This is a genomic window from Patescibacteria group bacterium, assembly GCA_028716665.1.
Classification (GTDB): Bacteria; Patescibacteriota; Patescibacteriia; order UBA2591; family JAQUPP01; genus JAQUPP01.
In genome coordinates this window covers 204462-219380 of sequence record JAQUPP010000002.1, presented here as the reverse complement: position 1 = coordinate 219380, position 14919 = coordinate 204462, and the positions used below count along the sequence as shown (strand labels likewise).

Genomic DNA, 14919 nt, shown 5'->3' with positions numbered 1-14919 from the left:
CTACTTTTTTAATATCATTTCAATCTCCTTGCCTTTTTCTTTTGTTTTTTTAAAACCAAGCGACTGATAAAGATTAATGGCGGGATCATTCAGCTTATTAACCTCTAAAATCAAACGTTTGAGTTTCAATTTTTTAAAAGCAATATCAATAAGATAATTCATGGAAATTCTGCCTACGCCCTTACCACGATATTCCCCTTCTCCGATTAAAATAAAAACTTCTGCTCTTTTTTCTTTCGTATCAATTTTTGATAAACCCATAAAACCAATAGGTTTATCATCGTTTAAAATCGTAAAAAAATTCTTACAAGGATTATTTTCGTAATTTTTAAACCACACCTTTTGTTTTGCCAGTGTCGTAGGTTGTTTAAAATTATCAAAAATAAAATTAACGACTTTTTTATCATTAAGCCATTTGAGTCGAAACGGTATCTCCTCCTTGGAATGCGGACGAAATTTAATCATATAAAAAATTTAAATTAAATCAACCACTTCTCCAACGATTTTATTAAAATAATCCCTAAGGTTTGCGTAACTGATTCTTTTCCCGACTTCTGCCAATGGCACCCATTCCACCTTATCGCCTTTATACTCCGGTTTGATCTCGCCGGATATTGGTCTTAATAAATACATATAACAAATAATTTCTTCATTGCTGTTAGTATTAAAATATTTAAAGGGAGTAATTTCTTTGATAATTTCTGATTTTATTTCACCTTCTTCCTCCACTTCTCTAATAACCGTTTGTTGAACAGTTTCGCCGTGTTCTGTATGGCCCTTGGGAAATGACCAGTCTTCATGATTGCCGCGATAAAGCATCAGAATATAAATTTTGCCATCTTCTTTTTTAGCAACAATTCCTCCGCCCTTCATCACCGAACCTTCGTTATCTTTTACTTTGTTTTGTAGCGTCATATGTATCATTTTTATTTAAAAAATCTTTTAATTGATTATTTATCTATTATTAGAATAGCATATTTTTTCACTTTTGTCAATTTCATTAAAAAAGTTCTAATTTCCACAACGAGTATAAAAAAATAACCGCTTGAATAAGCGGTTATTTTTTGGCTCCCCTCTCGGGTTTCAGAACGCTTTCGCATCTAGACCACGCAAGCGTTCCTGAGGGTCGGCCTAATGATTCTACTGACAGGGACGGGTCGGATTCAAACAAACAAAATGAGACAATATAAAAGGAAATTATGGATGTCTCGTTTTTTGAATTTTATCAGAATACTTTGTTAGCCATTTTCCAAAAACTATTGGCTTCCATTCTTGATTTATTAAAGAAATAAATTTATCTACTCCATACCCCATCGTTGCTCCCGCTATTCCGCCAATAGGACCACCAATTGTCCCTATTAATCCTCCTGTCACTACACCTGTTAACGATAAAATACTTTTGCCAAATTTTTCTAATTTAGCTTCCTCTGCCACCTCGTTATGATAAGCAATTATTGCATCCCTATCTCTTTCTCCTTCACACTGTAGCCATTTCCTAAACTTCAATGCTTTTTTCCGGATTTCAAGAATATCCTTAAAGGTTATTAAGTTATTATTTACCAAACCCCTAATATCTGGAAATTCTACTTCTTGATTTAATTCTTTAATAATATTCAAAACTTTATCATTATTCTTTAAGTTAATTTCAGATAATTTATTATTGACTAAACTGCTCATAACTTCTCCCAAACATATATCCGATTCTATAAGCGACGCTGTTTTAATTATCCTGTTGCAATGAGCAATTCCATGAAGTGGAATCCCTGGATTTATTTTAAATTTATTATTCGTTTTTTTATTTAATTCATCAAAATTAATATTCCAGGAAATATTAATTTTTTCTCCCATTTTATTTATTTTACTACTTATAACAGGTGGTTTTCCGAAATCAAATTCTTTATATAATTCATCAACAAAACTTTGAACAATAATATTACAAGTATCTACTTTTTCGTAATCAGCTCTAGCATTTTCAACTGCATCTTTGAATTTGTCTGCCCTAAATTCAATGACTTTATTTTCAATTACTCTATATAGTTGTTGTCTTTCTCTTCCTTTAATTATTTTATTCAATTCATCGTTATATAAAACTCTAGAATTAAAAATATCTTTTTCTTTTGATTCTTCGTCCTCAAGATTCCAGATACTATAAGTATTATTTCTAGGATCAAAAATAGGAGATGTAAAAAAAGAATGATAAACAAAATTTATAATACCCTCGTCCAAAAGTCGTAAAAAATCTTTATATGCATCCTGTTGTTTAAACCATTTTATAATTTCATTAAATAAAAAGTTTTTAGAAAGGATATCTATATTAATAAATATTTTTTCATAATAAATTAAAGATTCACATATTAATCCTATATCTATAATTGATCCTTTGAGTTTTAGTTTAGGCGAATGATAAAGCCATGGCTCAATAGGAATAATTGTTGTTGTATGTTTATTCATAAAATTTCAGTTTATAATTTGCCTATTTTAGAACATTTCCACAAGCTCCTGCTCAATTTCTTTCTGCCACTTAAAAATTACTCTTTGTCTATTTCTCTCTGTATCTCCGTAAACTCATTTTCGACTTCTGATAATCTTTTTCTGCAAACTTTTATTAGCTCTGCTCCTTCTTTAACTTTTTCTAAACCAATTTCAACATCTACTTCTTCTTGTTCATTAAACCATTCAACGATATTATTTAACCTACCTAATGACTCTTTTAAATTAATTTTTGGATCTGTCATATTTTTATATTAATTATTTTTAATAATTTTGACCTCTGAATCAAATACGCCCTCACTTAATCCAACGCTAACAATATCTCCTTTTTGTATTTGACTGGTTGTTTTCAAAATTCGACCATTTTTTGTTACGATACTATATCCTAATTTTAATTGTCTTTTAGGGTTATTATTGATGAGTTGTTTTTGATATGATATTAGTGATTCCTTAATTTTATTTTTAGCATCTATAAATCCTTCAAAAATTTCTTTTATAATGGAATCGGATATGTTATTTCTAATGCCTGATATGGAAAAGTTTATTTTTCTAAATACTGGTATAAGAACTCCATTAATTCTTCTATCAATATCAACCATCTGATCCTTAATTGATTTAAAGCCAATTTTTAATGATTCTTGGGCCTTTGAAAAATCATTAAATATTTTTTGGAAAGTATTTTTCATTATATCCAAACTGTCTCTAATATAATCTTTATTTTCTTGAATTGTATTTTGAAATTTTCTAAAGACTTTTTGTTCTGATAAGATTATTACTGATTCTGCTTTCTCCCATGATTCATTTAGATAATTGGCAACGGCTGTGGGTGTAGAAAACATCATATCAGACGCCAATGCCAAAAGAGAAACATCTTTTTCGTGTCCAATTCCAACTAGAACTGGGACGGGGAAACTCGCTATTTCTTTAATAAGAACTTCATTATTAAATGGTAAAAAAGATTCCATGGAACCTCCACCTCGAATAATAACAAGAACATCAATATCTTTATTTCTAAATGTTTTTATAGAGTTTAATAATTCTTCTGTTGCCAACTGACCCTCAACTCTTGAATCTATCAAAGATATTTTATATCCAAATCTTCCTATGTTAGTAGAAAAATCTGCTATCACAGCACCACTTTTCGAAGTAATTAAGCCAATCTTATTAGGATATAAAGGAATAGGTTTCTTTCTTGCTTCATCAAATAAGCCTTCTTTTTGTAATTTCGCTTTAAGTTTTTCATATGCAATTTTTAATGCCCCTTCACCAACTAATTCTACAGACGAAGCTTTAAATGATAAACGGCCACTGGGTTTATAGATATCTGGACAACCACTTAATATAATCTCCATTCCTACTTCAAATTCAACTCCGTTTAATTCGTAAACATTTTTCCAAATAAGGCAGTTAATAACACTTTCATCTTTAGAATCTTTTAAAGAAAAGTAAACTACTTTGTCTCTTATATCTAAACTACTAATCTCTCCTTGAATTCGCGCTGTATCTTTACTCAATTGATTATTAAGAAAATTAAGATAGTCACTAACTGAAAATGGCTTACTTTCTTCGTCTTTTATAAAATTATCCGCAAAAAATTCCGGCCCTTCTTGCCCTCCATTAACTAAAGCCAATATAGCTTCACCATATTTATTATATTTTCTATCACGGATACCTTTTATCAAGAAAAGAGCTTCTTTGTCTTTTGGTTTAAATTGAGCAATAGCTTCTATGACAGCATTAGAAAAAACTCTAAAAACTGGGACTCCTTCTGCCTCAGCTTTCGCTTTCCGCCAATCTTTTAATTTTTGTAATAAGTTATTATCCATTTTTTAGATTATTCATTCTATTATTATACTTTTCTATCCACGAACAAATACCAATACATTTTTTAGTCAGTTCAGTAAAGGTCTGTATTGTAAAATTGATTTAGTAAGGCAGGACAGCTGTCCGTACACTTATTTTTTATTATATCATAATTTGACTTTTTATCAATCAATTGTTTTTCTAATTTAAAACAAGTTCTAACTTCCACGATGGATATAAAAAAATAACCGCTTAAATAAGCGGTTATTTTTTTGGCTCCGCATCGTAGAGGACGTTAGAACCATAATTCAAAGACAAACTGGATATGTTTATATACCGGATTTGAATCCGAGAAGTTAGTCTACCCCACCGCGTTACTCACTATTGTTTTAAATAAACAAAATAAGAGAAGTACTAAAATAATGATTTAGTTTCATTTTGATGAATAATTTTATATTTTTCATCAAAGAAAACAGTCCTACATTTATTACACTTAAGCCATTTTTCAAAATGATAAATCCTCCGCATTTTTTTGGGGGTCATTTTGCTGTTTGCCCAATAAAGAATTCCACCACAATTTTTAGGACAAGCATCCCCTTCTTGGGGTTTTTTCTTAATTTTAGATTTAATGATATGCTTTTCCTTTTCTTTATCTATTTTCTTTGTAAAATTATATTTAGGGTAAATAGATTTAATAATACCCGCTTTAATAAGTGGTTCTTTCGATAAATCATCAGCTTCTTGATTCTTCTCTCTCGTCACCCATTGAATATTATAATCCATACCCTCTAAATATTTTAAGGCTTCATCAAGTAACTTTTTTAAATGTAAAGCTGTTTCATGGGGCATCCATACCGTCTTTTTCTTTTTCCATCCCCATTCTTTCGCAACAATACAACACACCATTTTACTATCACCATAAATCATTACCTTTTCTTCAATTCTTAATTTTTTAAGAGCTTTTATTCCTTCGATCAAACCATAATACTCGGCCACATTGTTTGTCATTCCTTCTCCTTTGCCTATAATACCTGAACCGCGCTCAATAATTTGATTGTCCCTCTTAATTAAATAACCATAACTTGCAGTACCACCGGGATTTACTGGCTCGCAAGCACCATCAAAATATATTTCGATCATAAATTTATTTTACTATTTTTTTAAAATGATTTAAACTCCTGAAAAGGATTTTTCTCTGCTCTAATTATATCCCAATCAAAATCGTATTTTTCGTTTTCGCGCCATTCGGGTGGTTTGATACTAAATATAAAGGAATCTTTAGAAATTATTTTACCCAAATCATCTTCGTCATAACTCTTTACAATTTGGTAGGGATTAAAAATTTGAACACCATATTGAGAAAACAAAATTATAAATAACCCACAGATTGAGTCAAGTAAATTACCCAAAGAAGCTAAATGAAAGTTTTCTTCCCTAGAGTGTTTTACATTATTGTAATCTTGATACCAAACTAGTATACCACTCTTGCTCTGTGCCCAATTTCTAAAAGGGACGCAACCACCACTCATTCCCCTACCATTGTTCCAAAAATTTATTAACACTTCATAATCAGATAATTTTAATACAGGTTCTAACTTTTTGTAATCAGTCATATCCCACCATCTCCCAGTTTTTACATATCCATTTGCCTTTAATATTGCCTTCATATTGGACTCTAATTCCGTGCAAGTTCTAATAAATATTTCGTATAATCTATGAGAATAAACCGCAGTATTCTCATCACTTGGATCAATATATTCACAAATTTTTTTAAAATCTTCAATTATTAAATTAAAGGCCCTAATCGGGGAACTCCAATCCAAAATGTTTCTATAATCAATAACGTAATCCCCAAAATATCCATCCTTCTGTTTATTTGGCCTAAACATCTTATAAAATGGTTTTTGTATATTCATATGTCTTAAATTATTTAATTATTTTTTGTTGGCCAGTCAGCCATAAAACACTTATGACTTTTTATTTTTTACATGTATCCATCCATACACATACCGAAATAATTGTTCAGTAATACTTATCATAGCTTGTGCAGCTTCAGTGGCGTGTTTCTCTGGGATTGTTTGTTTATCTGAAATAACAAAATCAATAACACCGCCTTCATCTAATTTCTCTACTACACTCAAAATATGTTTATCACTGATGTGCACAAATTTTGATGTTTCTTTGTATAAATTTAAAACCCACGAAGTTTCTTTTATTTCTGAGAGTGACATTGCTAAGTAATTATCCGTCATTTTATTCCCCTTTAAGTCTTTTAAATTATTTGTTTGCTCTCCCTTTATCTTTTTAAACGAAAAATCATCTGAATTTTTCACAATAAAAGCCGCGTGCATCTGTAATAGATTGTCTAGATGTAATCGAATAAGCGGGGCTGCGCTTAAAAAATTATTCTGTCGCACTAATGTACAAAATCCCGTTGTCAACAAAATAGACCTCTTGATTATTCCAAGAATAAACAAATCAAATGAGTATAAATTACCATTATTCGCTTGTAGCATCTCCTTGGTTATCTTGATGTAACTTTCTTTTAAAGATTCTAAATGTTTTAAAGAATTTTCTATGGTCATATTACTTAATATATTTTTCTATTGTTTATTCAGTTACTTTCTTGATATCATCAATCTTGATACTTTTTATACAAGTATTATCCTCGCCCCATACTTCAAAGGTTATATTATTAAAATTGGCATTTAATTTTAACGTTGTTTCTAATTTTAAACTCAGTTTTCCTTTGCTATCTATTATACGATTTAATAAATTTTCCTCAATTAAATCTATTTTAGGTTGTTTGCCAAATTCGTTAATTTTGGGCGGTTCAAAATTTACTAAATTCGCCTTAATAATAAATCTGATTGTTTCATTATATAAATTAGATTTTTGTTTAATTATTTTATCTATATCTTTTCCTTCCATCCCTAATAATTTACCTAATCCCACTATTAAAGTTTTTTTAACAATAGGATTATATTCTTTAATTTCATTAATAAAAATATTATCTAATGGACCACCATGTAAAAGTTTGCCCCTTGCTTTTCTTATATCTTCAAATTTTTTATCGTTAATTTTTATCTCATCAATAAATAATTTTTTAATTCCGGTTGTAATTGGATGAAGGACTTCACCGCATTTTTTACATTTTAATTTCCTTTCCTCCTGAGGAATAATAAATAAATCACATAATAACTCATTTATAGATTCTAATCCAGTCCAAAAAGCAATAAATTTATCAACATGTTTTTGCTCAAGGTACCCCTTTCTTAACCAAGATATAGCCATTTCCGTTCTTTTGTCTTTATTTTTATCAAGAAGGTTAAATAATTTGCCGAAGAAATCTTGATCAATCACTGCGATATTTCTTTCTCGTATAGGAACATATAAAATTTGCTTATATTCTCTGATGGGCAAATTAGAAGAAGCATTATAAGATGTTATAAATTGGGGAGATGCTGAGGCAGATGACATTGAGAGATCAATTAAGTTTAAAATGTTTTCTATAAAAACCTTCGATTTATTCTCAGCATCGTTCAAGGAGTCTGCTTCAATATAACAATCAGAAGAAAGACCTTTATCATGATCATAGAAAGATATTTCATTACTACCTAGCTTAAATTTCAACCCCAAAATCTTACCTGATTCTATATTTCTACGATTACCAACAGAGTTAGGAGTTTCTATAAAATATCTTGTAAAATATATTTTTGTCATATTTATTTTCTAAACTTTGTTTTCATTATAGCAGATTTTTGTATTTATTCAATTTAAAGAGGTGAGATTTTATCTCACCTCTTTAAAGTAAACCGTATTATCTTATTTTATTCTTATCTATTTTTAATAGCCACCGAATTCTACCGCGTTAATTTCTTCTGTTTTAGCTTGTCCGCCAATTACAGGATTTAATGTTACGCTAAAAGTTATATATCGTGTGCGTATATAATCGCCTTCTCTATACTCTGATGTAGTAAAGTCAAAATTTTCTTTAAAAACTTCATAGCTAGAATTTACGGCGAACGCCTTAACTTCTGTGCTCCAATCATTTCCGAGATTAAAGAATAGTTTATAATTGCCATCTAATATTTTATTAATATCATAAGTACTATTAGCTTTTATATATACTGTAAGAATCGATTTATTGGTTGTGATATCTACTAGTTTAGCTATAGCATCTAGGCTCGTCCCATTGTCTATTTTTAATTGTCCCAATCCATTAAAATAATAAGTATTTTTGGATAGAGGTGTGCCATTGGGCAATGAAATATAGTTTTTGGGATCTTTGATTTGAGCCACTGGAGTATCACTCAATTTAATCGATGAATTCTCGTTGCTTGGAATAACCGAAACTGGAGTATGACTATAAGTTGTATGCGTGTTATTTTTTTCTTTTTGGAGGCTGATAAAAATAATTAACAGTAGTAGAGCAAGAATTGGAATATATTTTTTAAAATTATTCCATTTTATTTTTTTAAATTTATTGCTTAGTTGCTTAAAATAATTTTTTAATTTTCTATTAATCGAGATTTTTGCGCCTTGATTGACAGTGTGTGATGTGTGTTTTGAATTAGAATAAATTCTTTCAACCAAAACCCGCCGACAATAAGGACAAATGTCATTATTGTCGGTGATAGAATTTTTACAAAATTGACAGTTCTTCATTTGTTTAAAAGTTATAATGCTAATTCCCCTAAAGATACCAGTACCAATTTCATTGGTGCGTCATCACCTAAAACTACCACCTTTCCATACCACTAAGTTGTTCGTAATGTCGAATTTGTTCTGGCGAAATTGATGAATTAAGTTTGTTTATTGATTTAATTAACATTTTTTCATCAATATTTTTTTCCAACTCTAATGCCACGTAAGCCGCATTTTTAACTATAAGTTCAATATCGGTACTCGCATAATTATTTGTCATCTTTGCTAATTTTTCTATATCAATTTCTTTGCCACAGGGTCTTCCTGAAAGAAAATTTATAAATAGTCCCTTTCTAGCATCAAAATCTGGCGCAGGAACATATATCTTATAATCCGTTCTTCCGCCTCTAAGTATTGCTAAATCAATCATTTCTGGCCAGTTTGTTGCATAAACAACAAGAATTTTCTTCTCTCCAATATTATTTAGTTCTAGTTTAAATTGGTTAATTTCTTCTTTTTTTATATCCGCACTAAATGATAGCTCTTCTGTTTTTGGTATAAGTGCTTCGGCATCATCAATAAATACAATTGACGGTGCTTGTAATTTTGCCCTTTCAAAAAGTTCGGCAATCTTATTAACAGCACCGTGAACATAAGGAACTGCAACCGATGAGGGTTTTAATTCAACAAAGTTGTATCCCAATTCTTCTGCCAGTTTGTTGACAATAAATGTTTTTCCGCATCCGGGTGGTCCGTACAGTAAAATACCGTTTGGAATTGAGAGTCTGTATTTCTTAAATTTTTCAGGATTTCGAAGTGGTTCAATAACTTTTTTAATTAAAAAAGTTTTTAATTTATCCATTCCAGCGACACAATCAAAACCTTTTGTCGTAGTTAGATCTTCAATAGCTGTTAATAATTGACGATTCGAATAATCCTTAACAATAACACCAGGTAATTCCTCTCCTTCTTTTTTTATTCTAACAAGGTCGTATTTTTCGCGACGATCAAATATCTCGTTTGGTTTAAGATTAAAAAATAAGTATAAAAAAGATCCGTCAGATAACGCATATACTTCGGTAAAGAAAATTCGCTCAATGCGATTTTTGACGGTTAACCCGTCTTTGACTTTGAATCCATTATAGAGAATTGGTTTCGTTAATGTTGTCATAACTTTATCTATTAAGTGTGCAATTATTTCTTAAATAATTATTATGGGCTTCAATTTGGGTATTATATCTTTCAACCCGCGAATTAAAATTTGCCTCGTCTCGCTTATATGAAGTAAGTTTAATATTATAATCGTTCACCGTCTCATTGTATTGATTAATCTCATATTGCGATGAGTATTCATCCACATAAGAACTATCAATTTTATTTTTCAAACGATCAAGCTCATTACTTTTATATTCCAAGTCATTTCTGGCGGTATCTATTTGCTGTTCACTTTCACTGGGAGTAAGTGCGACTGCTCTATCGTAGTTATAACTTAAACATCTATATTCACCTATCACAACCGTATTACTATTCGACGACACTTGATTTACACTAGGTGGTGTATAGCTTCCGGTATTAGTATCATTCTTTGAGTTACTATTTGAAAAAATAACCCAGCCAAAGAATATAACAACGCCACCTATTATTAAAATATTTTTCCATTTATATTTTTTACCAGAGCCGGAATTAGCATTAGCCTTGTCTTTATCGTAATATCGCCAGTTTGGTTCGCTACCCTTAGGAGATTCTAGCTTAGGCGGTGTAACTCTAGTCGGCTCCTTTTTATCAAGGAATTCAAGGTCGATATCCAAATGTTTTTTATCATTTTCCATGTATTTATAGACGATTAATGCATGCTTTAACTAACCCTGGTATTACAACCGCATTTGGCGTCGACATCGCTATTGTGGTAAATTGTTGACTCACTCCGTTTTTATCTTTCCATAAAACTACCATTCCGGAACTGAACTTTGGGGTGTAAATAGTATCCGTCCAGTAAACTATCTCTTTCTCGCTCTTGCCAAATAGCTTGGATTTGGTTTGTGAATATCCTTGTTTGGAGAATTCAATACGACCAATGGTTATGGGTTTATCGCGATCAAAAATTTGATCGACCATACTTTCTATAATATGTGACTCAATTAGTCCCTCTGAAAGCCCAATCAACTTTCCCCACACCTCTTGCATTGTTTTGTGACCAATATAGAGGGTAGTTCCAAATGAGAATGAAATAGTCTCATTTGGCGAAGCAACCATGTAACTGAACGATTGTGAAGCCGGAATAAAGTTTATTGACTGCGAATGGGCATGATAAGAAATACTTGTCGCGTCTTTATAGAATATTTTCTTGTTATTGTATTCAAGATAGTTATTCTTAAAAATAACCGTACCTCTCCCAAACGTGCCCGGTACGTCTATGGTAAGAGAATTTTCTGCATCGTCTTTGATATTTTTTTGGATTTGTTCGAGTTGACCTTGAAGTTCGTATTTCAAGGATTCCATACCAGCGAACTTAATTGCTACCTCTAAAAGTCCTCGAGATTTATCAAGCTCGCTTAAGTTATTGTGTAAATCCAAAGCAATAGATCGTAAGGCATTAGCCGAGCGATCCCGCATTATTTTGGTCTGACTATCGTCATAGAGTCTTAAATCAATCAGTTGATTGAGTTCCTTCTGTATTGTAGTAATAAGCCTCTTGATTGTTTCTGACTCTTCTTTATCAAATATACTATCCTTACTCACTTCCATTTTTTCAAGTTCATCAACGGCATTATTAATCATTTGGTATGCTGGTTCTAAAACGTTTTTTTCTATTCGCTCACCTTTTACTGAAAAAACTTTTTGAAATTGACTAATATAATCTACATTTTTATGGGTTTGATATAAATCCGTATAAATATCGGCCAGATAACTTACTACATGCTTTTTGAAATCAAAAATAATATCTTCGCTGGCAGTTTGTTCATCATGAAGTTTGTAGACTTCAGAAAAAAAAGTCCAAAATTTATCTGAGTCTATAAGTTCTTTCCATGCAACTAAGGAACTTCTTAGATAGTCTTTATCATCCTCGGCAGAGAGTACAAGGCAATACAAAATAGCAAGATTCTTCTTATAAGAGAAAGCTTTCGTACTTTGACCTTCGGCCACATTCTGCCAAGTGCGAATGGCATTCAAGTAATCTTTAAATTTAAACAGACCCAGTACCTGCTCATCGACGCTATCTGCTATCTGAAACCAAAAGAAATATTCTTTGATCCGTTTCTTGGAAGCTTGGAGTCGCTGCAGGGCATCTTTTACTGCATCCTCTGTCCGAAAATCTTTAAACAATCCAATATCTAAATCGTAGTCAGGAGTGTCATCAGCCTTAAGACGATTAATAATCTCCTTTGAGCGTTTAAGAATATCTTTCTCACTAGCAGAAGTATCTAGTCCAAGGATGTGATATGCGTTGTTTTTGAGTGTAGATGACATATGGTTTAGCGGGTAATGCCCGAAAGATTATCTTTTATTTTTTCTTGTACATCAGACGGGAGTAACAGCGACAAATTACGGACGCAACGTTTTATCTCATCGACATCACCAAGTTCAATCGCTCTTTTGCCCTTTTCAATATAATACTTTGCTTCTTTTTCATTAGTAAAGTCTGGCTTGCTATCAGTAATTTTTTTAAACTGATGAATCCATGTGGCCGGGTTAGAATAAACGGCTTTTGAGCGAAGTTCGTTAATTTGTTCATTGGTCCGAATCAAAAGAGATTTATCATTATCGGCTATTGCTTTCTCTCCTTCTTTAATGAGCTTATTTAATTGATCATTGTTTATATCTTTGTCTTTTTCATCTGCGTAGTCATTGATGATCGATTGTGTATCTTGAATACCATCTTTAAATTCCTTAACCAGTTGAGGCATTTCCTTTTCTTTTTCAATTTTATCCAACGCAATCTTAATATCTTTAATTTGTTTATTCGCTTTCATTTTTTCATCTTCGTCTATGGAAGAATTATTAACGCTCGTTTGGGCGGATTGAATATCATTATCAATTGTTTTTCTTTCATCGGGCGACAAATTTTCAGAGACAACCTTTGCTCTTTCTTTTTGAATTTCTAAATCCTGTTCGATATTCTTAAGATCAATTGTCTCATTGTGAAAAGTGGAGCGAGCATTAACAGTAAAATCAATCAGTGGAATATGAGCAGTAACAAAAACTTCTTGTGATTCATTCATCACAACAGTTATTTCTACCGGAGTTCCTTCGGGAAGATCATGGGGTAGATCCTTGCCAGGGATACCCACTTTGCATAAAAATCCATTACGATCTGGCATATCGGATTCTCCTTCAACCACTATAATATCAAGATCATTCTCTTCGCCCTTCTTTAGCTTTCTTGATGTTTTATACACATATAAAGTTTTTTTAATAGGAAGTATTGACCCTTTATCAAAAACTAGGTCACAAATATTAAAAGCCACATTCCTCGTATAATCCTTTTGAACCACAACTATTTTTACCGAATGGGACAAGGGTATACCCGATATCGTCTGACCCTGAGTAATGGTAAAAGAATCTTGATCAACTGGAACAGAATTACCTTCTTTGTCAAAAAGATAAATCCAGTAAACATTAGACTTATTCGGCTCGACAGAAACTGTGTCAAAAAATTTACCGCCTTTTAGTTTTTTCTTTGAACCGTTATAAAAGCCACTGTCAGATTGAATTTGTACATAATATTCATCCTTAGCATCTTTGAGGTCTTCTATGATTCCCGCGATCGTTGCCTCTGTGTCAGAAGTAACGGAATCGTAATTTAGATCAATAGAAAGAGTTCCTTCTCGGAGTTTTTTACCATCATTTTCTTGGAATTCCTTTGGAATCTTCTGGCCGATACCAAACACGCAAGCACCTCTCGCAACGACAGTTAAAGGATCAACAGACGCATCAGCAGTTATTTTGAGATCATTCTCTATTCTTTCTCGAATATATGGAATCTGAGTCGGACCACCAACGAGAATCACTTTAGCAACAGAACCACTCTTAATGCCGGCATCTTTCAGGGTTTTCCTAGAAAGCTCGATAGTGCGGTCAACCATTGGTTTGATAAGATTTTCAAATTCTTTTCTCGTAAAATTAATGGAGAGAAAAATCTCCTTATCCTCATCGTCCTTCCCGACATTTTCTACCACGATTGAGGTTTTATTATATTCAGAGAGTTCTATTTTAGCCGTCTCTGCAGAGAACTTTAATCGAGAGAAGGCACTTATATACTTTTCATTATTCCTGTTGAAGTTTTTGACGGAAAACTTCTCTAAGATTTTTGGTACTATTATTTTATCGACAATCTCTAAATCAAAGTTTTTACCACCAAGGAAATTGTCACCGTTATGGCCAAGCACTGAAAGCGCTCTGTCTTTGGAAGCAATTAATGCAACATCAAATGTGCCACCACCAAAGTCGTAAATGAGCCAGTTTTCATTCTTGATATTTGTGGAGCCGTAAGCAGCAGCCGCAGCGATAGGTTCTTGTAATAAAACTACGTGTTTAAATCCGGCAAGATTACCAGCCCGTTTAGTTGCCTCCGACTGTAATACAGAGAAAGCGGCTGGAACCGTAATTACGGCGGCTACAGTATTAAAGTTTGGATATTTTCTTAGAATGTCCTCTTTTAGGCTCTGAAGGATTTCAGCAGATATTTCTTCCGGCCCCATGTCTATATTTACTCTCTCGAAGTGAAACTTCTCTGAAGAGCCCATCAATCTTTTTACTTCCGGTTTGTAGTTTTTTACGTCTGCAGATCTATAAAAACTCTCATAAGCCTTTTGGCCAACTACTTTATTTTCATCTCTATTAAAGCCAAAAACGGACGGCGTATATTCCACGCCCCCCGCCCTTTTTATGATTTCGATGTTACCGTTGTTATTGATGGCAACAGACGAATTGGTTGTTCCAAGATCAATACCTATTGAAATGTTTTGTTGATTAGCCATA

14 protein-coding genes are annotated in these 14919 nt (G+C 32.1%); all 14 read right to left on the bottom strand.

The features are described 5' to 3' along the window. The 14 genes from PHF10_04270 to PHF10_04205 all read right to left on the bottom strand — a co-directional run bounded on the left by PHF10_04270 (position 1) and on the right by PHF10_04205 (position 14918). Positions 1-465, bottom strand: coding sequence for a GNAT family N-acetyltransferase (locus PHF10_04270; GenBank protein ID MDD5534936.1), 465 nt, complete (start codon positions 463-465; stop codon positions 1-3). 9 nt (positions 466-474) lie between these two features. Then, positions 475-915, bottom strand: coding sequence for an NUDIX domain-containing protein (locus tag PHF10_04265; protein MDD5534935.1), 441 nt, complete (start codon positions 913-915; stop codon positions 475-477). A gap of 282 nt (positions 916-1197) precedes the next feature. Continuing rightward, positions 1198-2451, bottom strand: a complete 1254-nt coding sequence (locus PHF10_04260) for a hypothetical protein (protein ID MDD5534934.1) — start codon at positions 2449-2451, stop codon at positions 1198-1200. Between the two features lie 77 nt (positions 2452-2528). Continuing rightward, positions 2529-2735: an exodeoxyribonuclease VII small subunit gene (xseB, locus tag PHF10_04255; GenBank protein ID MDD5534933.1), complete on the bottom strand. Its 207-nt coding sequence runs from the start codon at positions 2733-2735 to the stop codon at positions 2529-2531. A 9-nt stretch (positions 2736-2744) separates the two neighbouring features. Next, a complete protein-coding gene (xseA, locus tag PHF10_04250) occupies positions 2745-4316 on the bottom strand; it encodes an exodeoxyribonuclease VII large subunit (protein ID MDD5534932.1) in 1572 nt (523 codons plus the stop codon). Positions 4317-4707: 391 nt separating this feature from the next. Further along, positions 4708-5433, bottom strand: coding sequence for a ribonuclease HI family protein (locus PHF10_04245; protein ID MDD5534931.1), 726 nt, complete (start codon positions 5431-5433; stop codon positions 4708-4710). Between the two features lie 20 nt (positions 5434-5453). Beyond that, positions 5454-6209: a hypothetical protein gene (locus PHF10_04240; GenBank protein MDD5534930.1), complete on the bottom strand. Its 756-nt coding sequence runs from the start codon at positions 6207-6209 to the stop codon at positions 5454-5456. Between the two features lie 51 nt (positions 6210-6260). Further along, complete coding sequence (locus tag PHF10_04235; protein ID MDD5534929.1) at positions 6261-6878, bottom strand: hypothetical protein; 618 nt, start codon at positions 6876-6878, stop codon at positions 6261-6263. 25 nt (positions 6879-6903) lie between these two features. Next, the gene (locus tag PHF10_04230; protein ID MDD5534928.1) at positions 6904-8016 is read right to left on the bottom strand and encodes a HEPN domain-containing protein; all 1113 of its coding nucleotides are present in this window, start codon (positions 8014-8016) and stop codon (positions 6904-6906) included. A gap of 123 nt (positions 8017-8139) precedes the next feature. Then, positions 8140-8889 (bottom strand): hypothetical protein, encoded by a 750-nt coding sequence (locus PHF10_04225; protein MDD5534927.1) that lies wholly within the window; start codon positions 8887-8889, stop codon positions 8140-8142. Positions 8890-9034: 145 nt separating this feature from the next. Then, positions 9035-10111, bottom strand: coding sequence for an ATP-binding protein (locus tag PHF10_04220; protein MDD5534926.1), 1077 nt, complete (start codon positions 10109-10111; stop codon positions 9035-9037). Positions 10112-10115: 4 nt separating this feature from the next. Then, positions 10116-10769: a hypothetical protein gene (locus PHF10_04215; protein MDD5534925.1), complete on the bottom strand. Its 654-nt coding sequence runs from the start codon at positions 10767-10769 to the stop codon at positions 10116-10118. A gap of 4 nt (positions 10770-10773) precedes the next feature. After that, a complete protein-coding gene (locus PHF10_04210) occupies positions 10774-12408 on the bottom strand; it encodes a hypothetical protein (protein ID MDD5534924.1) in 1635 nt (544 codons plus the stop codon). 5 nt (positions 12409-12413) lie between these two features. Continuing rightward, positions 12414-14918: an Hsp70 family protein gene (locus PHF10_04205; GenBank protein MDD5534923.1), complete on the bottom strand. Its 2505-nt coding sequence runs from the start codon at positions 14916-14918 to the stop codon at positions 12414-12416. Position 14919 lies beyond the last annotated feature (1 nt).

Bases quoted from the DNA above. Each gene is read 5' to 3' on its own strand.
- PHF10_04270 (MDD5534936.1), bottom strand. From the start codon at position 465: ATGATTAAATTTCGTCCGCATTCCAAGGAGGAGATACCGTTTCGACTC.
- PHF10_04265 (MDD5534935.1), bottom strand. From the start codon at position 915: ATGACGCTACAAAACAAAGTAAAAGATAACGAAGGTTCGGTGATGAAG.
- PHF10_04260 (MDD5534934.1), bottom strand. From the start codon at position 2,451: ATGAATAAACATACAACAACAATTATTCCTATTGAGCCATGGCTTTAT.
- xseB (MDD5534933.1), bottom strand. From the start codon at position 2,735: ATGACAGATCCAAAAATTAATTTAAAAGAGTCATTAGGTAGGTTAAAT.
- xseA (MDD5534932.1), bottom strand. From the start codon at position 4,316: ATGGATAATAACTTATTACAAAAATTAAAAGATTGGCGGAAAGCGAAA.
- PHF10_04245 (MDD5534931.1), bottom strand. From the start codon at position 5,433: ATGATCGAAATATATTTTGATGGTGCTTGCGAGCCAGTAAATCCCGGT.
- PHF10_04240 (MDD5534930.1), bottom strand. From the start codon at position 6,209: ATGAATATACAAAAACCATTTTATAAGATGTTTAGGCCAAATAAACAG.
- PHF10_04235 (MDD5534929.1), bottom strand. From the start codon at position 6,878: ATGACCATAGAAAATTCTTTAAAACATTTAGAATCTTTAAAAGAAAGT.
- PHF10_04230 (MDD5534928.1), bottom strand. From the start codon at position 8,016: ATGACAAAAATATATTTTACAAGATATTTTATAGAAACTCCTAACTCT.
- PHF10_04220 (MDD5534926.1), bottom strand. From the start codon at position 10,111: ATGACAACATTAACGAAACCAATTCTCTATAATGGATTCAAAGTCAAA.
- PHF10_04215 (MDD5534925.1), bottom strand. From the start codon at position 10,769: ATGGAAAATGATAAAAAACATTTGGATATCGACCTTGAATTCCTTGAT.
- PHF10_04210 (MDD5534924.1), bottom strand. From the start codon at position 12,408: ATGTCATCTACACTCAAAAACAACGCATATCACATCCTTGGACTAGAT.
- PHF10_04205 (MDD5534923.1), bottom strand. From the start codon at position 14,918: ATGGCTAATCAACAAAACATTTCAATAGGTATTGATCTTGGAACAACC.